The organism is Streptomyces sp. NPDC005393, from assembly GCF_040606675.1.
Classification (GTDB): Bacteria; Actinomycetota; Actinomycetes; order Streptomycetales; family Streptomycetaceae; genus Streptomyces.
In genome coordinates, this window is record NZ_JBEXFG010000058.1 from 13,761 (window position 1) to 34,928 (window position 21,168).

Here is a 21,168-nt window from a genome sequence, read left to right on the forward strand (position 1 = left end):
GCGGCGTCATCGCGGGTCCGACTGGTCCTGCAAGGACTGCAGGGCCAGTTGAGCGACCTCGCGCGCCGGCCGGCCGAGTGCTGCGGCCGCGGCGACCACGTCCTCGTGCTCCGGTTTGGCCCCCCACACCCCGTGTTTGACGCGAATCGCATGCCCTCGCAGGTCGATCACGGATGTTCTGCGCTCGAGCGCCACCTTGTCCACCGCTGTCCTGCGCAGGCCCAGCGTTCCGGTCTCCGTGAAGATGACCTCCTCCAGGTCTGCCATGCGATGCAGGGGCGCGAGCACGTGCACCGTGTGCGCGGGGCGGCCCTTCTTCATCGTGATCGCCGAAACCCAGGCGTCGGCGGCTCCGGCGTCGAGAGCACGGCGAATCAGATGGCCCAGCACCTCACCCGTCACATCGTCCACATTGGTTTCGAGGAGGATCTCGGTGGACAGCGAAGCCTGGGGCGTACCGAGCAGTCCCTGTGTGACGTTCGGCCGGTCCTCCACGACCCGTGTTCCCGCGCCGTAGCCGACGGCTTTCACCGCCATAGGCGGCACCGGTCCGTAACTGGCGGCCGCCGCCAGCAACAGCGCCGCCCCGGTGGGTGTCACCGTCTCGCCGTCGATCGCCGCGCCGGTGATCTGCGCCTGCGCCTCGGCCAGCAGGGCGACCGTGGCCGGGGCGGGCAGCGGAAGGACTCCGTGCCGGGTCCGCACCGCCCCGGTGCCCAGCGTCAGCGGAGCCGACCGCACGGCGGTGATACCCAGCAGGTGCAGGCCCGCAGCGAAGGCGACGGTGTCGACCACCGTGTCGAGGCCACCGATCTCGTGCAGGTGCACCTGGCGTGCGTCCTCGCCGTGCAAGCGGGCTTCGACCCGCGCGATCGCGGAGATGGCCCTGGCCGCGAGCGCGGCCACGGGCTCGGGTCGTGCCTGCCGCACGATGTCGAGCAGTTCGGCGGCCCGCCGTGACGGCGCGTCGTCGTCGACGGTGACCACGGCACGCGTGGCGGTCAGCCCGCCCGTCATGACCCGCTCGGCGTCGAGTGCCCAGCCGGACAGTCCGGTGGACGCCACGATGGCACGCATCTCGTCCAGCGGGGCGCCGAGCGCGAGCAGCGTGCCCACGCCCATGTCCCCCGACAGGCCACTCACCGGATTCAGCCAAAGGATCATGCCGGGCGCGGTTCCTCACGGGTCATGGCCGCCGCGGACGGCACGGAGGCCCGGGCGATCCGGAACGCGGCCATCGCAGCGGAGAAGCCGGAATCGATGTTCACCACGGTCATCCCCGCCGCGCACGAGGACAACATCGCCAACAGGGCGGTCACTCCCGCGAGGTTGGCACCGTAACCCACCGACGTGGGCACGGCGATCACCGGGCACCCCACCAGACCGCCGACGACACTGGCCAGGGCTCCTTCCATGCCGGCGACGCACACCACGGTGTCCGCACGGTGGAGCGCGTCCGACACGGCCAGCAGCCGGTGGATGCCGGCCACCCCCACATCCGCGATCCTCTCGACCTCGAGCCCGATCGCCGAGGCCACTGCGACCGCCTCCGCGGCGACGGGACCGTCGGCGGTCCCCGCCGACACCACGACGACCCGGAAGTCCAGGAGGGCGGCCCGCCGCCAGCACAGGAGCCGACCCGCCCGGTCGTACGTGCCGTCCGGCACCTCGGCCAGGACCGTGGCGGCGACCTCGGATTCCACCCTCGTCACCAGAACGGGACCACTGTTGCGGGCCAGGAAGTGACGCACCAGACCGGTGATCTCCTGCGTCGTCTTGCCCGGCCCGTACACGATCTCCGGAAGTCCCTGACGCGCCTCGCGGCCGATGTCGGGCCGCGCGAAGCCGAGGTCGTCGAAACCGTACTTGCCGTCCGTATCGCTGTTCACACCATCTCCCGGCATGGTCCGGCGTTCTGCCTCAACCGGCGGGCCGCGTCGGAGGCCTGCCCGGCATGCCCAGCAGCACGTTCATCCGCCCACTGCGAAATCCCGCCAGGTCGATCGCCGCGAACGCGAAGCCCGTCGCCCGCAGTTCCCTGTCCAGCAGGTCACGCGCGACCACGACGCGTTCGATGTCCTCCTCCGGGACCTCGATCCGCGCGACCGTACCGTTCGCGTGCGCGCGCACCCGGCATTCTGCGAATCCCAGGGATTGCAACACACTTTCCGCCCGGTCGATGCGCTCCAGGACCTCGGCGGTCACCGGATCGCCGTAGGCCACGCGGGAGGCGAGGCAGGCCGATGCCGGTTTCGCCGCGGTGGACAACCCCAGGTCGGCGCTGACCCTGCGCACGTCTCCCTTGGACATTCCCACGTCGACGAGAGGAGAGATCACACCTCGGGCGGCGGCGGCACGCTGGCCGGGACGGTGGTCGCCCAGGTCGTCGGTGTTGGTGCCGAGGGCGATCCGCCCACCGGCCAGGGAGGCGATCGGCTCCACGGCGTCCAGCAGCGCAGACTTGCAGTGGTAGCACCGGTCGCCCTGGTTGCGTACGTATTCCGGGCGCTCGATCTCGTCCGTGCACACTTCCACGTGCCGGATGCCGTACCGTCCGGCGAATTCCCGGGCCTGGGTGCGGGCCGTCGGTGACAGGCTGGGCGAGACCGCGGTCACCGCGACGGCACGCGGTCCCAGCTCCTGGCTTGCCACGGTGGCCACCAAGGCGGAGTCGACTCCGCCGGAGAAAGCCACGATGAGTGCCGTCTCCTCGCGTATCCGCTCCCGCAGGGCGCGGAGCAGTTCTTCTGCCACTCGTCCTCCTCATTCGCCGAGGGAACCAGCAGACCCACGGCCACCCCACCCACCGGTCTGGCGTCGCAACAACGTAGACCGGACGCGCAACTCTACGGGATCCGTGTGCGACGCGAGCAGTCAGGTACGTGATCACCTCGGCGCAGGCGGTGGCCCGCGCACAACAGACGCCGGCCAAGCCGGGTGTCGGGGTGATCGTGGCGCGCCGGCCGAGACCAACGCGCCACCGCGTCAGCACGCCGTCGGATCCACCGGTCAGCCTGCCTTGCGCACCGCCCCGGCCGGCCGAGCGCCGCCGCCGGCCGACCGGATGTCCTGGTAGATCTCGGCGTGTTGGGCCGCACTCGCCTCCCAGGTGAACCGGGAGACGGTGGGCCGGCTCCCGCGGTGCAACCGCGTGCGGAGCTCCGGGCTCTCCGCCAGCTCCCGCATTCCCCGCGCCAGGGCCGCCGCGTCGGCGACCGGGGTAAGCAGTGCGTTGCGCCGGTCGGTCAGATACTCCTTGAACACGGGCAGATCGCTGGCGATCACCGGGAGTTCCGCGCTCATCGCCTCGAGGACGGCAAGCCCCCAGCCTTCCTTGACGGAGGGGAAGGCAAGCGCGTCGGCGGCACGGTACCAGGCACTCAGTTCACTGCCCGGAACCGTCCCGAGCAGGACGACGTCCGTGCCCAGCTCCAGTCCGAGCGCCGGAAGTGCGGACAGGGCGGCATCACGGTAGTCGGCGTAGTCCTGGAAGGAGTGGCCCCCGACAACCGCGAGGACGGGCGGCGTGTCCATCAGGTCCTTGAGGATGGACATCGCCCGGAAGAGATGGACCGTGCCCTTGCGCGGTTCCACCCCGCCCACGGCCAGGAAGAGGAACCGGTCCTCCGCCCCGATCTCCTTGCGCAGCCGGCTTCGCAGCTCCGCAGGGATGGGGCCGAAGCGATGGGGATCCACCCCGTTGTGGACGACGTGGGACTCGACGTCGTACTCGGTGCGCAGCAGCTCGCGCCAGTACTCGCTGACGACGAGGACGCGGTCGGGCTCGAAGATCGCCCGGCGCTGGCAGTCGATCAGTGCGGGTGTGGTGAAGTCGTCCACGTGATGCACCGTGCGCACGACGGTCACCGGCGCACCCGCGTCCCGCACACGCGCTGCCGCGCGCGCGGAGATGCAGTCCTGGGTGTGGAGGATGTCGAACCGGTCGCTCACGTCCGCCAGGCCCTCGGCGAGGGTGTCGAGGGAGGCGAACACCCGTGACTCGAGGGTGGCTTCTCGACGGGGGGCCTGGATAATGGTGTGCGGTACGGGGGTGGGCCGGAAGAAGCCGGCGTCCCTCTCCCCGAGCGCGATCAGATGGACGGGGACGCCTCGGCGGTGCATGGCCTCAGCCAGCGAGAGGGTGTGCACGACACCGCCCCGCGGCTTGGTCGAGTACGTGACGAGTGCCAGTTCTTCGGGTGATGTCACAGCACCTCACCGACCAGGTCCGGGTCGCGCAGAGCGATGGCCGCAGCCGCGAGGGATGCCCGGGCAGCGGTTTCGGTCACGATGCATCCGGCCTCCTGGAGCGCGCGCCGCTGGGCCTCCAGGCCCTGGGGGTCCCGCTCGGTGCCCAGCACGTACGCGACCACGACCGGTCCGCCTCGTGCGGCGATGTCAGCGCAGACCGGAGCCAACTGCCCTGCCGGATCCGGGTGGGCGCCGTGGCCGAGGACGACGTCCATCAGGATGGCGGCGACCTGGGGGTCGGTGCCCTGCTTGCGCAGCAGTTCGATCCTCGCCTCGGGATCGATCATCGGGTGGGGCCGCCCCTTGGTGTACTCCTCCTCGCCGAGGTCGAGACACACATGGCTGCCGGGCGGCTCGGGGACCATCCACGACTCCTGGATGGGTGTGTTGGAGTGCACGGGTCCCACGAACTTCGACAGGATGACCAGCGACTCGTAGCAGAGTGTGCCGCCGGAGTAGAGCCCCCGGATGAGCGTACGATCCGGCCCCAGCCGGTCGCCGGCCTCGGCCACCCGCTGCCGGAGGTTTCCGGTCAGGTTGGGAGCGTCGGCGTCCAGGAGTTCGACTGCCTTGACCGCGCCGCCTTCCAGCGTCCCGGTCAGCGCGACGTTCGCCGGCACGTCGAATTCCGCCTGCAGGCCGATCAGCGCGGCCACCAGGGGCTTGTCCTGGGCCGTCTCGACCACGCTCCGGGCGACGCTCTCCTCCGGCGGTTTCGACACGAGCAGGATCACGTCGGTGTCCGGGTCCGCGCAGAGCGCTTTGACAGCCACCTTCGCCATGCGCCCGCCGACCGCGCCGGAGAGGTCCCGGCCGCCGAGGCCGATGACATGGGAGATGCCGACTCCCCACCGGTCCAACAGCGTTGCGACCTCCTGGGCACCGGTGCCCGCGGCGGCGATGACACCGACCCGGCCCGGCTCGACCACGTTGGCGAAGCCCAGGCACGTACGGCCCAGCATCGCCGTTCCGGCTCCCGGCCCCATGACCAGGTGGCCCAGCCGCTCGGCCCGTTCCTTGAGCGCGATCTCGTCCTCGACGGACACGTTGTCGCTGAACAGCAGCACGTCGAGGCCGGCCGAGAGCGCCTTGTGCGCTTCGAGCGCCGCATAGTCGCCCGGCACCGAGATCACGGCGACGTTGGTCGACGGCTGGTTCTCCAGCGCGCGTTCGAGGGTCCGGGGGGCACGATCGCTCTGCGCATCCGTGTCACCGCCCGCGCGCGCGGCGAACATCGCGGTCTCGCCGGCCGTCAGGGCGGCGTCGATCGCGTCCTGGCCGGCGGCCCGGACGGCGAGGAACAGGTCGTTCGCTCCCGCTCCGGAACAGTCGTCGGTGAAACCCTCGGACCGAAGAGTGTCCAGGTTGGCCGGGGTCGCCATCGCGGCCGCCGCCCAGTCGACACCTTCCGCCTGGCGCATGGCGCGCGTGCCGGACAGCTGGATGACGGAATCGACGTAGGTGTCCTTGAAGAGGCGGATCGTGGTCTTCATCGGGTCGCTCCAACCTGGGTCCGGGAGGTCACGATGCGAGTGCCCACTTCCGCATCGGCCTTCGGATCCGCATCGAGTGAGGCCTGTACGAGTTGTGGGGTGGTGATGACCGCCGTTTCCCCGCCGTTTCTGATGAATCGCAGTGCGGCCCGCACCTTCGGCCCCATGCTGCCTTCCGGGAACTGGCCGTCGCCGAGGTGGCGTTCCGCCTCCTCGGCGGTCATTTCCCTGACAGGGCGCTGCTGCGGGGTTCCGAAGTCCAGCAGCACCCTCTCCACGCCGGTGACGAGGATCAGGGCGTCGGCCTTCAGGGCGGTGGCGAGCTGTTGTGCGGCGTAGTCCTTGTCGATGACGGCGTCCACGCCGGTGTACCCCTTGTCCTGCCGCACGACGGGAACGCCACCGCCGCCCGCGGCGACGACGATGACACCGCTGTCCACCAGGGTCTTGATGACTCCGGCCTCGACGATGCGGGTGGGTTCCGGTGAGGGGACGACGCGGCGGTAACCGCGTCCGGCGTCCTCGGCCACCCTCCATCCCCGCTGGTTCGCCAGGAGCGTTGCCTGGTCCGCGTCGAAGAACGGGCCGATCGGCTTCGTCGGACGGTCCATGGCGGGGTCGTCGGCTTCGACCACGACATGCGTCACCAAGGAGGCGACGTCGCGGATCCGGCTTCCTCCCACGCGGCGCAGGGCCAGCGTGAGGAGGCTGCCGATCTGTCCCTGCGTCATCGAGCCGAGACAGAAAAGGGGTTGCTGCGGTACGAGGGGCTCGCCCTGTTCTTGCTGGATGGCGAGGTTGCCGACTTGCGGGCCGTTGCCGTGGACCAGGACCACGTTCCAACCGGCGTCGCGCAGCGAGCAGACGGTTTCCGCCATGTGCAGGGCGTTGAGTTCCTGCTCGACGTAAGTGCCTGATTGCCCTTCGAGAGTGAGGGCGTTGCCACCCAGGGCAATTACAGCAGTCTTCGGCATGTGGGCTTCTCCGGATGGGCGCCGATCTTCTCCATTATCCGATCGCGCTGCCTACTATAGTGAACGACTCCGAGGGGTCAACCTCCCCTTCGGGGGCCGATCGGCAACGCGTGCGCGACGCCGAGTGATTGACAAGCCACCCCCGGACGTTTCTTATAGGAAGCAATAGCTTCCCAAAGTAGATGCATTGGCAGGTGGACCATGACTGTCAGCTCAGGACCGGAACTCGCCGTCGGCGACGCTGCCGGCCACACCGGCCCGTTCTCCCCTGCGCACGACCCGCGGGCGCTCGCCGAACTCATCGTGGATCTGCAGAGTGCCGGGCTCCGCCTCGAGACGGAGATCGAACGACGGCGCGGCGGAGCAGGTCCCTCCGACTCAGGGATGCTCTGGGTCGAAGGCACGGCGGTCACGGTGCCGACGGAGACCGACGCCGCTCGGACCTCGCCGTACGTCCTGCGTGTCGAGGACGAGGGCTACGGCATCTACCGGGACGGGGAACGGCTGGCGAGCGCATCGGGCGCGGAGCGCCCCCGTTTCTACGACATGACGACGTCGGACGGGATTCCGTACTGGAAGATCGCGCTGATGCACCTGGACTCCCTGGCCAGCACGGTGGTCCAGACGTGCGCCTACTGGGGAAAGTCGGATCAGTGCACGTTCTGCGGCATCGGCGTGTCCCTCGACAGCGGACGCACGATCGTCAAGAAGACCCCCGCCCAGCTGGCCGAGGTCGCCGTCGCGGCCAAGAGGTTGGACGGTGCGGTCGACGCGACCCTGACCACGGGCAGTTCCCTCGGCGTCGACCGCGGGGCCCGGTACGTCGCCCGGTGCGGGAACGCGATCAAGGAGGCCTCGGGTCTTCCGGTGGAGGTGCAGTTCGAGCCGCCCCTCGACCTCGACGTCATCAACGAGGTCGGGGACCTCGGGATCGACTCGGTCGGCATTCACGTGGAGTCCTTCGACCCGAAGGTGCTCGGCGAAGTCGCCCCCGCCAAGGCCCGCACCGGCATCGACCACTATTTCCGTGCGTGGGAGCGGGCCGTCTCCGTCTTCGGAGAGGGCCAGGTGTCCACCTATGTCATCCTCGGCATGGGAGAGGACCCCGACCTGACGATCGAGGGCTGTCGCCGCGCCATCGACATCGGGGTGTATCCCTTCGTCGTCCCCATCCGGCCGGTCGCCGGAAGCCTGATGGAAGACGTCACGCCGCCCTCCAGGCAGTACACGGAACGGATCTACCGCCGGGTGGCCGCCTACATGACGGCCCGCGGGCTGAAGGCCACCGGCGTCGCCGCGGGATGCGCCCGCTGCCAGGCCTGCTCGGCGCTCAACGCCGTCCAGAACCTGATGCAGATCGGGCCCCGTCCCGGTGGTGGCTCGTGACGGGCACGGTGCCCCTCGATGCCGTGGGCTCCGGCGTGCGCATCTCGCTCCAGGATTCACGCGGCGGCACGCTGATCTGCCGGGCCACCGCCCCGCAGGAGCGCCGGCTGCACCACGGCATCCGCCGGCGGGTCTTCGTCGAGGAACAGGGCGTCTTCGCCGCGTCGGATCTCGACTCGTACGACGCGCGGGACGACGTGATCCATGCGATCGCCATCTACAACGGCATCGCGGCCGGAACCGTCCGCCTCTTCCCGATCGACCGGGACACCGGGCTCTGGCAGGGAGACAGACTGGCCGTACTGCCGCAGTTCCGCGTCCACGGCCTCGGGGGTCCTTTGGTGCGCTTCGCCGTCGCCGTCGCGGCGGCCGCCGGCGGCCGGCAGATGCTCGCCCACGTCCAGTTGGCGAACGTCCGCTTCTTCGAGCGCCTGGGCTGGCGACGGTCCGCAGCGGTCGAGACGTACGTGGGTCGACAGCACCAGCCGATGACCATCGCCCTGCCTCCCGCGTCCGGGGACGATGTCGTCCGCCTCGAGCCGAGCCCGCACACCAGGACCGGCGCAATCGGCTCCCCCGCTTCGTACGTCAGCCGCTGAGCACCGGCGGAACCGCCTTCATGCCACATGGCGGCGGCCACGGTGGTGTCCTCCTCGTGCGGGAGCAGGGCATCACCGTGACCGCGCTCCGGCTGCACGGCCGGCCACGGAAGCGGCACTACCCCGCGTCCGGGTGGGCGGGCAGATGCCGCAGTCCCCGGGCGAGTCCGGTCACGAGGTCCTGCCCCGAGCTCTGCCCGAAGGTCAGGAGGGTGTCCACAGCGGTGCGGGCCCTGGTCAGCTGGCCGTCCGCCACCGCGTCGAGGAACGTGTGCGCGGGCTCGATGAGCCGGCCTCTCGCCGCCCAGGCCAGGAACGCCGCAGCGATGTCGTTCGTCCGCACCGCCCCCGCCAGCGCGACCAGATGGGGTTGCCCCACGGCCCCCCACAACGCCCTCGCGACCAGGAACACACCCGCGAGAACGTCGTCGCCGGACGGTGTGAGGCCGGGCCCCCGCCCGCCGAGGAGGCGGGCGAGGGGTGAAAGATCGCCGGCGCGCAGGTACTGCGACACCCGATGGTCGAGCCCTCCGGAGCCGCCCGTGAGCAGCAGCGACGGCGGCACGTGCGCCGTGGCGTCCACGCCCACGGCCCGATGGGCGAGGAGATCACCGGCCGGAGGCGGCAGCGGCCGCCACGTCGGGCACGCCAGGCTGATCCAGGCCCGCCTGACCTGCAGTCCCGTCCCCGTCGTCACGACCCGGTCGCCGGTGCCCACGGCCGGCAGGGCACTGCAGCGCAGGTGCAGCGGCCCCCGCTCGACCCCTGGTCCGGTGAGCGCCACCAGCCCCTGGGGAAACCGCAGATAGACGGCCTTCGAATGCACAGAGTGGACCGTGCCGGCGCCGGCCCGGGAGAGGATCCTCCGCGCGCCGGCGCCCATGTCCAACGGTGTCATGAAGTCCGTGCGGCAAGGTCGAGCAGTGCCTCGACGAAGCAGGCGACGGGCGCGGTCGCCACTCCGGCACCCACCTGCCCGATTCCGGAACTGACGTGCAGCACACCGGTGTTGACCTTCGGGGTGATACCGAGCTCGACGACCCGGCGCAGATCGACGCCCACGGGAGTCCCCTGGAAGTCCAGCGTGGGCAGCTTGAAGCGGGAGCTGGCCCCGGCGCAGATCGCCGCCATGGCCTCGGTCGCCTTCAGCGCGTCGGCCATGGTCCCGCCGAGGAAGGCCGCGACCGCGGGCGAACCCGCGGCGGCCGGCCCGCCCAGGCCCATGAGTTCGAGGACCGCGCTGTCGCCGATGTCGCGTGCGCTGGTCTCGGGACCGTATCCGGAGTAGTACAGCGCGTCCTCGACCGGAGGAGCTTCGGTGATGTGCCAGTGGTCCGAGCCCGCCACACGGATGCCGAACGTGGTGCCGTTGCGGGCCATCGAGGTCACGATGCTCGATCCCTGCACCTGCTCCGCCCACAACGTCAGCGACTTCGCGGACGCCATCGCGAGGTTGAGGAAGAACAGGTGGTTCCCGGAGAGGTACCGGGCGAACTCGACGCGTCCCGGTCCCTCGTACTCCGCGATGTACGGCAGCAGGTTGCGCGTCAGCAGGTTGGTCGTGGCCTGCGTACGCATATGGAGGTCGTCGCCCATCTGGATGCCCTGGCCAGCCAGGGCGAGGAGATCGATCGGCCCGGTCCTGCGAACGGTCCAGGACAGCAGCGGTCCGGCGACGTCCCGCAGGAAGCGGAGCCGTTCGATCGCCGCGTCCGTCTCGCGTCCGAACCATGCGACCTCTCCCGGGCCCTGGTTGATCGGCGAGAACGCACGCGTGCCGCCCTGCTCGTTCTCCACCACGAACACCGGGGCCGAAGGGCCGATCGCGGTCGCCATCGGGACGACCATGGCGTGGTGGTTCGCGGGTTCCAGCCGGACCTCGCCGCGCTCGATCAGCCGGTGGGCCTGCCCGACGTCGTCGGCCCATCCTTCGGCCACGACGGCGGCGCGGATGGAACGGCGCAGCGGGTCGCACACATCGGTCCAGTCGATCGGCGGACCGCAGTGCACGATGGTCCGCCCGTCGAAGCCCGGCACGACCTCACTCGCCCGCGAGACCTCGACGAGGAAGGGGACGCCCTGATCAAGACGCCGGACGACCTCGGCGTTGGCCTCGTCGATCGCGGCCGCGCGATCGCCGTAGAGACTCTGCAGAGCCTTGACGGCGTCCAGGTTTCCCCCGGCGGGAATGCGCCAGTCGACGTGCTGGACCGGGCGGTCCTGATCACGGACGGAGTCGGCGAACAACGGCAGTCCGACGTTGACGACCTCGACCTGGTGGGGCAGCGACACGGTGGGCGACGCAATGGTCATCAGAGGTTTCTCCCATCTCGATCCGGTGTGCTGGTCAGGGTGCGATCCTGCGCCGCCCTCTGCCGGGCCGTGGCCAGCAAGGCCTGCTCGGCCGCTTCGAAGGCGGCCCGCCGGTGGACCACCGTCTTCTCCAGTTCGGCGATCTCCTCGGTGATCGAGGCGGTCATCGCGGCGAACGACGAAGCGGCGGCGCCCCCGACGACCCGGCGCGAGGCCACGATCTGCGCGGGGTCCAGGGCGGGCGTGAGGTCCTCTCCGGCCAGTCCCCAGGAGTGCCCGGTGTGTTCTTCGGCGGCGCGGTCGAGCATCTCCCCGGTGATGTCGATGCCGCGGACGTGGTTCCGGCTGGCTTCCCGCACCGCGTTGCCGACCACGACGTAGGCGCTGCGGTAGTCGACCCCGCAGCGCAGGACCAGATGCTCGGCGAGATCCGTGGCTTGGGTGTAGCCGCGCAGCAACTCCTCGAGCATGCGGTCGGCGTTGACATTCAGCGTGCGCACGACGCCGCTCATCAACCGGGTGACCTTCAGGCACAGATCCACGGCCCGGGGCACCTCGCCGTAGGCGAAGATGAAGTTGTCGCTGCGCGCCGAGGGGCTCTTGGTGACCGCCAGGAAGCCGGTGAGCCGGCCGACGAGGACTCCGGAGGCTCCTCGCACGATGGACAGGGAATACGGGTTGCGCTTCTGCGGCATGAGGACGCTCGACCGGCTGTAGGCGTCGTCCAGGTCGACGAAGTCGAATTCCGAGCTCGACCAGATCTCCAGGTCTTCAGCGAGCTTGCTCTGGTTCGACAACAGGCTCGCGGCGCCGGCGAGGATGTGGATCAGGCCGTCGACCTGCCACATGGCGTCCCGCGTGTGGTCGATGACGCCGTCGAAGCCGAGTGCCCGGGCGATGAAGCTCCGGTCGTCGAGCAGCCTCGTCCCGTTCACGCACCCCGCCCCGCCCGGGCTGTGGTTGATCCCGGACAGCTCCTCCAGCAGCCGGCGGGCGTCCCTGATCGCAGGATAGGTGAAGGACAGCAGGTAGTGGCCCAGGGTGGAGGGCTGCGCCTGCTGCAGATAGGTCTGATCGGGCATCAGGGTGTCGGCGTGCGCGGCCGCCTTCGTCGTGACCGCGGAAGCGAACCCCAGGGTGTCGGCCACCAGGTCGGCCAGCTGCCGCCGCAGTTGCAGCCGCAGGGCGACCCGCGCGGCTTCGCGGCGTGGCCTCCCTGCATGCAACCACCCAGCCGGGTCACCCAGTTCGCGGACGAAGTAGCGCTCGCGCGAGTTGTACGCCTCGCCGTAGGCCGGGTCGTAGGGGAAGTCCTCGACGGAGGTCGCGTGGACCTTCAGCAGCAGCGCGAGCAGTGCCCGCTCGGCGTCCTCGGGAATGATGCCCCGCCTGCCCATGTCCAGGACGTGGGCGATGTCGGCGAGGTTGAGGCCCTCGTGGAGATATGGAGCGTCGTTGTTCTCGAGGGCGAATCCCGACTCCACCAGCTCGATGGCCGGCCCTTGTTCCGGAGGGCCCCCTCGGCGTGTACGTCTGGTCATGTGTTCCTCACCTGTGTGAATGCGGCCACGGCCGGGACGAGTCCTCCGGTGTGCCAGAAGACCACGGGCCCAGGCGTTCCTGATTGCAGCAGCTCTGCGGTCACGCGGAAGGACTTCGCCGTGTACGTGGCATCCAGCACCAGGCCTTCGGTCTCCATCGCGAGCCGCGCGAAGCGCACGTCGTCGGCGGAGGGGATCCCGAAACCCGGCCCCCGGGCGTCGACCACCTCGACGTCCTCAGGACGCGGCAGCTCCCAGGACCCGTGCTGCCGCGCGCATCCCCGCGCGATGTCGAGCACGCGCGCCGTGATCTCGTCGACCGGTCTGCTGACGGATGCCCCGATCAGACGCCAGCGCTTCGCCAGTCCCGTCAGGCCCGCGAGGAGGCCGGCCTGGGTGCCTCCCGAACCCGTGGCCACGACGATCGCCTCCGGCTCCATGCCGAGCGTGTCCAGTTGCCCGGCCAGTTCCCGAGCAGCCATGGCAAAGCCCATGGCGCCCAGGGGGGTCGATCCGCCCCGTGGCAGAGGCAGCGGCCGACGCCCCTCGGCAGCGAGGTCGGAGGCCACCGCCGCTACGGCCGCGTCCACGAATTCCCGGTCCTCGCCGGTGAAGTGGAGACGAGCACCGCACGCGCGGGCCATGGCCAGGTTGGGGGACAGGACGGCCGGCGACGCGCCGGGAACGACCAGAACGCAGTCGAGCCCGGCCGTCCGCGCCGCCACCGCCGCGGCCTGGCAGAAGTTCGAACCCGGCCCCCCGCCCGTGACGAGCACGTCGCAGCCGTCGGCGCACGCGGTGCCCAGGAGGTACTCCAGCGGCCGCGCCTTGTTGCCCGCACAGGAGAATCCGATGAGGTCGTCACGCTTGACCAGCACAGGACCGCAGCCGAGCGCCTCTTCCAGGCGATGGGCCCGTACCAACGGGGTGGGCAGCACCGCGAGGGGAAAGGGGGAAGGGATCAACGCCATGTCTGCGGCTCCTGCTCACGTGCTCGGCGCCCCCTGCGTACGACGTCGTCGACCATGCGGCAGGCCGTGCCGACAGCGGAACGCCGCACCCATGTGCGGATCTCCTCTTGTGTCGCGAGTCCGCGCTCCTGCAGCGCCGCGGCGAGATCGGCGCCGGCGCCCTGCTCGCGCAGCAGGTCCTGCAGGACCGCCTGCGCCTGGTGCTTGCCGAGGCGCTCGGACAACGCCGCGAGCACCCGCTCGGACGCCAGGCGGTCGCCGTGCCGCGTCACGTTGGCCGCCATGGCGTCCGGGTCCACCTCGAGCCCGGCGAGCAGGTCGTGGGCGGTACGTACGGCACGAGCGGTGAGCAGGCAGATCTCCGGCAGGGCCACCCACTCGGCCTTCCAGCCCCGGCCGTCCCGTTCGTGCTGCTGGACCATGCCTTCCAGCAGGATCCCCGCGTTGCCCCGGGCCAGCCGGGCCAGGGTGTCGAGGTGCTCACTGTTCTCCGGGTTGCGCTTGTGCGGCATGGTGATGCTGCTGACCCCGCCGGGGGGCGCGGGCTCGCGCAACTCGCCTATTTCGGGGCGCTGCAACTCGTACACGTCGGCGCCCACGCGCGCCAGGGTTCCGCAGATCATCGCGAGCACACCGGCGAATTCCGCCAGCCGGTCCCGCGCGGTCAGCCAAGAGATGCCCGGGTCGGCAAGCCGCAGGTGCCGGCAGAACCGCCGGCGGAGTTCCTGTCCGTCCCCTTCGAAGAAGCCCAGGGCACCGACCGCGCCGCCGAGTTGGCCGACGGCCCAGCGGTCGCGTCCCTGGTGCAGGCGCTCGATGTGCCGGCGGATCTCGTCGGCCCAGCCGGCCGCCTTGAACCCGAAGGTGACCGGAGCGCCGGGCTGCCCGTGGGTGCGTCCTGCCATCACGGTGTCCCGGTGCAGGGAGGCGAGCTGGAGCAGGACCGCCTCGACCGATCGCAGGTCCTCCCAGAGGAGCGAGCCCACTTCGCGCATCACGATGCCGAACCAGGTGTCGGTCAGGTCCTGGACCGTCGCACCGAAGTACACGTGCTCACGCGCCTGTTCCGGCAGGACCTGCTGCAGGCCCCGGATGAGCCCCAGCGTCGAGTGGCTGGTCCTGCGGGTCTCCTCGGCCACGTGGTCCAGGTCGAGCAGTTCCACCCGGGCGTGCTCGGCGATGGCGTCTGCGGCGTGCCGCGGGATGATGCCCAGGTCGGCCTGGGCGCGGGCGAGTGCGACCAGGATGTCCAGCCAGGACTGGACCCGGCCGGTCTCCTCGAACAGCGCGCGCGTCTCGGGGGTGCCCCACAGATGGGCGTACATGGATGAGTCCGTCAGACGGGCGCCCACGTCGGCTCCAGATGCTCGGCCAAAGAGGACAGGGCACGCCGCACATGCTCCAGCGACGAGCCCCAGGGGACGGAGACCGTCCCTTCGCTGTGCTCGATGTCTTCTTCCTGCATGCAGCACTTCGTCAGCACCGCGGAGTCGCCGTCCGAGGCGTACAGGCCGGGGCAGAAGTCCTCGCCCGGCGGGGTGAACCCGTAGAACCACTGGTGGATCTGCCGTGAACGGGCGCACCCGAGCAGGGTCCAGTCGGCACGTTCGGGACGTTCGTCGAGGAAGTGGACTTCGGCCTCGGGTATGTCCCCTCCCGACCCCCGGCAGGGCAGCAGATAGCTTTTCGCAGGGTGCCGCCGCGCCAGCGTCTCCAGGTCGATGAGTTCCGGGACGAGTTCGATGGGGGGCAGGTCCTCGGCGGTGTCGAGGATGCGCCGGGCCTGGTCGAAGAGCTTGGCCGGCGAGGGCGGGACCACCTCGCGCACGGCGATGCGCAGGGGTTCCGGGTGGAGGATGAAATTGACGTGCTCGTACCGGCCTTGCACGACCACGGCCGGTGATCCCGCGGCATACCGGCGTGCGGCGTGTGCCAGGGCCGACGGTACGGCGACGTCGGCCTCCGGGACGTGCACGAAGGCGCACTCGGCGGGCGAGGCCAGAAGCTCCACCTCGACGATCGGGCTGAAGAGGGGGTCCTCCGATTCCTTCCTGACGCGCAGCAGCGCGGTGTCCGTGCCGGACCGCACGACGATGAACCGGGTGCGCCGGTACGCCTCGCGGCCCAGGAAGTGCCGGCGCAGGCTCTCGGCGTCGAGGCCGCCATCGACATGGGCGACCGCGACCCCTCGGTATCGCCCGGGAACGACGTTGCGGGCCGGAAGCGGTGCGAAGGTCACGCCAGCACCCCTTGGCAACCGACGCCGACAGTGTCGGCGCGCAGACCCAGCCGGAGTGTCTCCACGGACAGTGCATCGTCCAGGGTCACATTGGCCAGGTTGACGTTGGCTCCGAACCGCCTGACGAACCAGGCCTGTTGGTCCTTGCGGGGTGCCTCGAAAAACACGCGGTCGGGACTGCCCGCGGCGATGACGGCGTCCACGATGTCCTCGCGAACGTCTCCGGCACTGTCGTAGAGACCGACAGTGCCGCTCTCCCGGGCCTCCGCCACGACCCACTTCGCTCCCGCGGCCAGATCACCCGCCACCTCGGCGGCCCATTCGTCCTCGCGCAGCTGATGCGCCTCGTCCTTGGAACCGGTCTCCGCCAGCACGATGAAGCGTGATGCGGCCCGCCGGATCAGCTCGCGCTTCTCCGTCGGCGACATCGGCACCACTCCACGGGACACCTCGACGTGCGGGAAGCCCTGCCGGTGCGCCCAGTCGAGGCACTCGTCCGCCTTGCCCTGGGCCCAGGCGATCTCCAGGAGCGTTCCGCCGAGGCAGGCGCCGATGTCGTGGTCGGCGAGCAGCTTGAGCTTCTCCTTCAGCGACCGGTCGATGTAGGCGGTGCCCCAGCCGAACTTCCAGACGTCGATGTGGTCCCCCGCCTCGGCAATGAGGGATGCCGCCGCGGCCGAGGTGATGCCCTTGTCGAGGACGTGGGTCAGGCCGCTCAGCCGCGGCTTCCCGGTCCGGTACGGGAGGGAGAGGAAGGTGGGGACAGACATGTTCCGGATAGTAGACGCGTTTGCACTATCCGACAAGAATCGACATGCCCTCATCCCACGCCACGCCTGTGCCGCTCGAAAATACGATTCGATGCTGCAGCGTGGCGGTACTCATTGATCAGGCTGCCGAGGACAGGTCGTCGTTGGATCCGGTGGGCCTGGAGGTCGATGACGGTGGCCGGGGCGGGTGGTTCGGTGCTGTCTGGGGGGAGCTGCTGCCGGGACTGGTGCGGCCGGTGCCGGTTGTAGTGTCGGATGTACTCGGTCAGGACCGCTTGGGCGTGGGCCTCGTTGTAGATCAGGATCCGGTCGAGGACTTCGCGGCGTAGGATGCCCACGGCTCGCTCGCAGATCGCGTTCGCTCTCGGTGCCCGGGTGGGCTGAGAAGGACCTCCATGCCGTCGGCCTCGAAGACCACATCGAAGGCATCGGTATGTTTGCTGTCCCGGTCCCGGATGAGGAAGCGCAGTGAGTCCATGCGGCACCCCAACGCCATGGCGAGATTTCTGGCCTGCTGGACGGTCCACTGGGCGGTGGGGGTGAGCGGTGACGCCGGCGAGGTGGAGGCGCCGGGTGCCGTGCTCGATGAAGACCAGGGCGTACAGGCGCTTGAGCGACACTGTGTCGAGGTGGGGGAAGTCGGCGGCGATGATGCCGTGTGCCTGGGTGGTGAGGAACTGGCGCCAGGTTGGGCCGGAGCGCTGCGTGGCGGGGTCGATGCTCGCGGCGTGCAGGATCTGCCAGACCGTGGATGGGGCGATCGAGTAGCCCAGGCTGGCGAGTTCGCCCTGTATGCGGCGGTGGCCCCACGTACTGTTCTCCTTGGCCAGGCGCAGGACGAGTTGCTTGACGGTGGGCGTGGTGGATGGTCTGCCGGGGTGGCTTCTCGGTGCGAATATCCATTTCCGCGCAACGAGTTGCCGGTGCCAGCGCAGCAGTGTGGTGGGGGTGACTGACACTGGTACGAACCCGCAGATCAGCGCCCGAATCCCGTATTTGAGCCCCCCAGGATCCGACGGCAGCCTCAGCGCGGATTCTCCTGGGCCGGCCGTACCACCAACGCCCTTGCCGCGCTCATGGTCGGCGGCTTGACCGGCCTGCTCCGGCGCTTGCTGTGGTGCCGCTTGCGTGCGAGTCTTCGGTGCCCGCCAGAAGAGTCGCGGGCGTGAGCGGGAACACGCGCGCCAACCGACGTCGCGGGATCAGCCCGGACAGTGCCGCGAACCTGTGCCGCTCGAAAAGTCATCGCCGCAGGTGAGCGGGGTGTGGTCGGGCCGCTGGGATCATGCGTACGTGATCGTGTCTTTGCTGTACAAGGTAACCCGGAAGCTGCTGACGGTTCCATCGGTGCTCCTCCGTCGTGGGACGGCGAAGGACGCGGAACTGCTGGTGCTGCGGCACGAGAACGCGGTCCTGCGCCTGTGCCGCTCGAAAAGTCATCGCCGCAGGTGAGCGGGATGCGGTCAGTCCGATCGGATCATGTCCTCCGTGATCGTGTCCTTGCTGTACAAGGTGACCCGGAAGCTGCTGACTGTCCCATCGGTGCTCCTGCGTCGCGGGACGGCGAAGGAGGCGGAACTGCTGGTGCTGCGGCGCGAGAACGCGGTCCTGCGATCTTCCCTGTCACCCCTGGCACCTTGTTTGCCTGGCATCGCAGGTTCATCGCCGCGAAGTGGGACTACACCGCGCGCCGACGCGCGGGACGCCCACCCACGCCGGTAGCGATCAGGACGCTCGTTATGCGGCTGGCTCGGGAGAAGCCGAGGTGGGGACACCGACGGATCCAGGGGTAGTTGACCCGACTCGGACACCGGATCGCCGCCTCGACCGTCTGGGAGATCCTCAATGCGGCCGGCATCGACCTCGCGCCACGTCGCTCAGGTCCCACCTGGCGCCAGTTCCTGGCCGCGCAAGCCGAGGGCATCATCGCGGCAGACTTCTTCCACATCGACACCGCCCTCGGCAAGCGGTTGTATGCGCTGGTGTTCCTCGAGCACGGCACCCGGCGACTGCGCATCACCGGGGTCACCGCCCACCCGACCCGGGACTGGGCGGTGCAGCAGGCGCGGAATCTCACCTCCGACCTGGGCATACGCATGGAGTCCCTGCGCTTCTTGTTACGCGACCGCGATGGCAAGTACGGCGAGGCCTTCGACGCTGTCTTCCAGTCCGAGGAGATGGAGATCCTCAACAGTGCGCCACAGGCTCCCCGCATGAACGCGCACTGCGAACGCATCATCGGCAGTATCCGACGCGAAGCCCTCGACCACGTTCTCATCATGGACGACGCCCATGCCCGCCGCGTCCTCGCGGTCTACGAGCGGCACTACAACGAACACCGACCCCACCAGGCCCGCAACCAGCGACCACCCGACGCTCACAAACAACCCGCCGCGGCGCATGACCTCCACACCCACAGAGTCGAGCGCACCCGGATCCTCGGCGGCCTCATCAATGAGTTGAACCGCCCCGGGTTCGGTAGAGATCTCAGATTGTGGTTGTGACCTGGGGTTTCGTGGTTTCCATGTAGTGGTTGGCCTCGTACTCGACGGGCGGAACGTGGCCTATCTCACCATGGAGGCGCCGGTGGTTGTACCAGTCGATCCACTCGGCGGTGGCCAACTCCACCTGGGAGAGCGACTTCCAGGGACGCTGGGGCTTGATCAACTCGGTTTTGTACAGGCAATGCCGCGGAGTTAACGACTCCTCGACCAGGTCAAGTTGATCAGTCTGGCTGCATGCGGAACGGGACCCCTGCTACAGAAGTGAAGCCGACCAAGGTCTTCAAACTGAGTGGAGGTCCCGTTGCCGGGCCAGTCTGCCATCACGACGTTCACGCGCACTATCATGGTGTCGTCCGGAGTCTTCTCACCAGGGCATCTTGGAGAGCTGACGCAGTACCTACCCTTCGAGTTGGTTGACGACGTACTGGACCGGACACGGACCGTGCAGCGCAGACTGCGTCGGCTCCCCTCTCGCGTCGGGGTCTACTTTGTCCTGGCCATGTGCCTGTTCCCCGGTGCGGGATATCTGCGCGTCTGGGACAAGCTGGTCTGCGGCATTCGAGCCTTAGGGCCGTGGACGCCTTCGGAGAAGGCCCTGCGGGAGGTCCGTCGCCGACTGGGGCCTGCCCCGTTCAAGAAACTGTTCGAAGTGGTAGCTGGGCCGCTGGCTCAGCCGTCCACTCCGGGGGTGTGTTACCGGCACTGGCGCACAGTCGCCTTCGACGGGTGCAGTTCCTTCCAGGCGCCGGACACTCCGGGGAATCTCGGCGTGCTGGGCAAGACCCGGCGGCACCGCGGCGGCCTCGAGGGCTACCCCCACGTCCGCTTGATGGCCTTGTGCGAGACCGGCACTCGCGGCCTACTGGGCGCCGTGTTCGGCCCGACGAGCGAGGGGGAACCCGACTATGCCCGCCGGCTCCTGTCCCGGCTGGACGACTCCATGCTCTTGCTGGCCGACCGCGGCTTCTCGGGGGACGAGTTCCTGAACGAGGTCGCTGACACCGGTGCTCAACTGCTGGTCCGGGCGACGCTTCGCCGCAGGCCAGCCGTCATCGCAGTACTGCCGGACGGCTCATACCTCACCCGACTGCGAGGCCGCACCTTCCGGGTCATCGAGGCTGACGTCACGGCCGTGTGCACCGACGGGACTCGAATCGGCGACCGCTATCGCCTGATCACTACGCTTCTGGACCACCGCAGTGATCCCGCTGACCGTCTCATCGCTCTGTATCACGAGCGGTGGGAGGTCGAAGTCTCCTTCCTCGCGCTGAAGGACACCTTGTTCGCCGGCCACGTCCTGCGCTCCGCTGACCACTCCGGCCTGGAACAAGAGCTCTGGGCTCTGCTGACGCTCTACCAAATCCTGTGCAGGAGCATGGTCGACGCGGTGGAGTCCCGCCCTGGCACCGACCCCGACCGAGCGAGCTTCACCGTAGCCCGCCACGCGGCCGCCGAACAGTTGATGTCGGCGCAAGGGATTCTCGGTCCGGCGGACGACATCGGAGAGATCGGCAGGTCGGTTCTTGCCGCACTCCATCCCACCCGTCGCCCCCGCACGAGCGCCCGCAAGGTCAAGTGCCCAATGTCGCAGTACAACGGCTCCCCATCCGAGAACCGGCCGAGGACAAGCCAGAGGATCGCCACCGTCGGCGTCACCGTTCTCTCCCATCCAGCCAACCCGGAAGAGTCTGCCGCCCGTGATCGAGAACCTGGCTTCCGCGAACTCACCCTGCGTCTCCTGCGGACCGAATCCGACCGGGCCTGGCGCACCGTGGAGATCAGCCGGGCGCTGGGCATCACTGTGACGTCGAGGTACCGCAGCCTGTGCACGCAGATCAACCGGTGGGCTGAGGAGGCCATGCTGATCAGAGAGAGCAGGGGAAAGTACCGACTCGCCCCGGAATGGCTCGGCTCCGTAAACTAACGGAGATCAACTTGACCTGGTCGAGGAGTCGTTAACTCCGCGGCATTGTTTGTACAGGCCGATCGTCGATTCCATCAGGGCGTTGTCATACGCATCTCCGACTGATCCGGCGGATTCAATCGGTCGTCGCAACACCTCCATGGTGGAGGAGCGTGTTGTGGCGCAAGGAAGAGCGCGTGCGGCGATTCAGGCCGGTCGTCCGC

General features: G+C 69.3%; 18 protein-coding genes and 2 pseudogenes. 5 read left to right on the forward strand and 15 right to left on the reverse strand.

Annotation, left to right across the window (positions count from 1 at the left end):
• Positions 1-6: 6 nt before the first annotated feature.
• The 6 genes from larC to ABZS71_RS31365 form a co-directional block, all read right to left on the reverse strand.
• Positions 7-1,164 carry a nickel pincer cofactor biosynthesis protein LarC gene (gene larC, locus ABZS71_RS31340; protein WP_356215418.1) on the reverse strand — a complete coding sequence of 386 codons (1,158 nt, stop codon included), beginning with the start codon at positions 1,162-1,164 and terminating at the stop codon, positions 7-9.
• Complete coding sequence (gene larB / locus ABZS71_RS31345) at positions 1,161-1,889, reverse strand: nickel pincer cofactor biosynthesis protein LarB (protein ID WP_356215420.1); 729 nt, start codon at positions 1,887-1,889, stop codon at positions 1,161-1,163. The genes larC and larB overlap by 4 nt, the downstream gene beginning before the upstream one ends.
• 31 nt (positions 1,890-1,920) lie before the next feature.
• Positions 1,921-2,754, reverse strand: a complete 834-nt coding sequence (gene larE, locus ABZS71_RS31350) for an ATP-dependent sacrificial sulfur transferase LarE (RefSeq protein WP_356215422.1) — start codon at positions 2,752-2,754, stop codon at positions 1,921-1,923.
• A gap of 255 nt (positions 2,755-3,009) precedes the next feature.
• Complete coding sequence (locus ABZS71_RS31355) at positions 3,010-4,209, reverse strand: MSMEG_0565 family glycosyltransferase (RefSeq protein ID WP_356215424.1); 1,200 nt, start codon at positions 4,207-4,209, stop codon at positions 3,010-3,012.
• Positions 4,206-5,744: an FdrA family protein gene (locus ABZS71_RS31360; RefSeq protein ID WP_356215426.1), complete on the reverse strand. Its 1,539-nt coding sequence runs from the start codon at positions 5,742-5,744 to the stop codon at positions 4,206-4,208. The genes ABZS71_RS31355 and ABZS71_RS31360 overlap by 4 nt, the downstream gene beginning before the upstream one ends.
• The gene (locus ABZS71_RS31365) at positions 5,741-6,718 is read right to left on the reverse strand and encodes a carbamate kinase (RefSeq protein ID WP_356215428.1); all 978 of its coding nucleotides are present in this window, start codon (positions 6,716-6,718) and stop codon (positions 5,741-5,743) included. Before ABZS71_RS31365 ends, ABZS71_RS31360 begins: the two co-directional genes overlap by 4 nt.
• A 201-nt stretch (positions 6,719-6,919) precedes the next feature.
• On the opposite strand from ABZS71_RS31365, the gene ABZS71_RS31370 reads away from it, so the two are divergent.
• Together ABZS71_RS31370 and ABZS71_RS31375 are read left to right on the forward strand one after the other, a co-directional pair.
• On the forward strand, positions 6,920-8,104 hold the full coding sequence (locus tag ABZS71_RS31370; protein WP_356215430.1) for an MSMEG_0568 family radical SAM protein: 1,185 nt from the start codon (positions 6,920-6,922) through the stop codon (positions 8,102-8,104).
• Positions 8,101-8,703, forward strand: a complete 603-nt coding sequence (locus ABZS71_RS31375) for an MSMEG_0567/Sll0786 family nitrogen starvation N-acetyltransferase (protein WP_356215432.1) — start codon at positions 8,101-8,103, stop codon at positions 8,701-8,703. Before ABZS71_RS31370 ends, ABZS71_RS31375 begins: the two co-directional genes overlap by 4 nt.
• 118 nt (positions 8,704-8,821) lie before the next feature.
• On the opposite strand, the gene ABZS71_RS31380 is transcribed toward ABZS71_RS31375, so the two are convergent.
• The 8 genes and pseudogenes from ABZS71_RS31380 to ABZS71_RS31415 all read right to left on the reverse strand — a co-directional run bounded on the left by ABZS71_RS31380 (position 8,822) and on the right by ABZS71_RS31415 (position 17,526).
• Positions 8,822-9,529 (reverse strand): DUF2877 domain-containing protein, encoded by a 708-nt coding sequence (locus tag ABZS71_RS31380; RefSeq protein WP_356215434.1) that lies wholly within the window; start codon positions 9,527-9,529, stop codon positions 8,822-8,824.
• 68 nt (positions 9,530-9,597) lie between these two features.
• Positions 9,598-11,016, reverse strand: a complete 1,419-nt coding sequence (locus ABZS71_RS31385) for a DUF1116 domain-containing protein (protein ID WP_356215436.1) — start codon at positions 11,014-11,016, stop codon at positions 9,598-9,600.
• Positions 11,016-12,557 carry an argininosuccinate lyase gene (locus ABZS71_RS31390; protein WP_356215438.1) on the reverse strand — a complete coding sequence of 514 codons (1,542 nt, stop codon included), beginning with the start codon at positions 12,555-12,557 and terminating at the stop codon, positions 11,016-11,018. The genes ABZS71_RS31385 and ABZS71_RS31390 overlap by 1 nt, the downstream gene beginning before the upstream one ends.
• Positions 12,554-13,528, reverse strand: a complete 975-nt coding sequence (locus ABZS71_RS31395; protein ID WP_356215440.1) for a pyridoxal-phosphate dependent enzyme — start codon at positions 13,526-13,528, stop codon at positions 12,554-12,556. Before ABZS71_RS31395 ends, ABZS71_RS31390 begins: the two co-directional genes overlap by 4 nt.
• A complete protein-coding gene (locus ABZS71_RS31400) occupies positions 13,519-14,880 on the reverse strand; it encodes an adenylosuccinate lyase family protein (RefSeq protein WP_356215442.1) in 1,362 nt (453 codons plus the stop codon). Before ABZS71_RS31400 ends, ABZS71_RS31395 begins: the two co-directional genes overlap by 10 nt.
• On the reverse strand, positions 14,865-15,767 hold the full coding sequence (locus ABZS71_RS31405; protein WP_356215444.1) for a hypothetical protein: 903 nt from the start codon (positions 15,765-15,767) through the stop codon (positions 14,865-14,867). Before ABZS71_RS31405 ends, ABZS71_RS31400 begins: the two co-directional genes overlap by 16 nt.
• Positions 15,764-16,537, reverse strand: coding sequence for a phosphosulfolactate synthase (locus ABZS71_RS31410; protein WP_356215446.1), 774 nt, complete (start codon positions 16,535-16,537; stop codon positions 15,764-15,766). The genes ABZS71_RS31405 and ABZS71_RS31410 overlap by 4 nt, the downstream gene beginning before the upstream one ends.
• 50 nt (positions 16,538-16,587) lie before the next feature.
• Positions 16,588-17,526 (reverse strand): annotated as a pseudogene (locus tag ABZS71_RS31415) (integrase core domain-containing protein).
• Positions 17,527-17,800: 274 nt separating this feature from the next.
• On the opposite strand from ABZS71_RS31415, the pseudogene ABZS71_RS31420 reads away from it, so the two are divergent.
• Both ABZS71_RS31420 and ABZS71_RS31425 read left to right on the forward strand, forming a co-directional pair.
• Positions 17,801-17,956, forward strand: a pseudogene (locus ABZS71_RS31420) (integrase); the annotation flags it as partial.
• Positions 17,957-18,330: 374 nt separating this feature from the next.
• Positions 18,331-19,041 (forward strand): integrase core domain-containing protein, encoded by a 711-nt coding sequence (locus ABZS71_RS31425; protein ID WP_356215448.1) that lies wholly within the window; start codon positions 18,331-18,333, stop codon positions 19,039-19,041.
• Here the strand turns inward: ABZS71_RS31425 and ABZS71_RS31430 are convergent.
• Entirely contained in the window at positions 19,025-19,252 is a 228-nt protein-coding gene (locus tag ABZS71_RS31430) for an integrase core domain-containing protein (protein ID WP_356215452.1), read from the reverse strand. The genes ABZS71_RS31425 and ABZS71_RS31430 overlap by 17 nt on opposite strands.
• 90 nt (positions 19,253-19,342) lie before the next feature.
• Between ABZS71_RS31430 and ABZS71_RS31435 the strand changes: the two genes are divergently transcribed.
• Positions 19,343-20,965 (forward strand): IS4 family transposase, encoded by a 1,623-nt coding sequence (locus ABZS71_RS31435; RefSeq protein WP_356215454.1) that lies wholly within the window; start codon positions 19,343-19,345, stop codon positions 20,963-20,965.
• Positions 20,966-21,168: the final 203 nt, after the last annotated feature.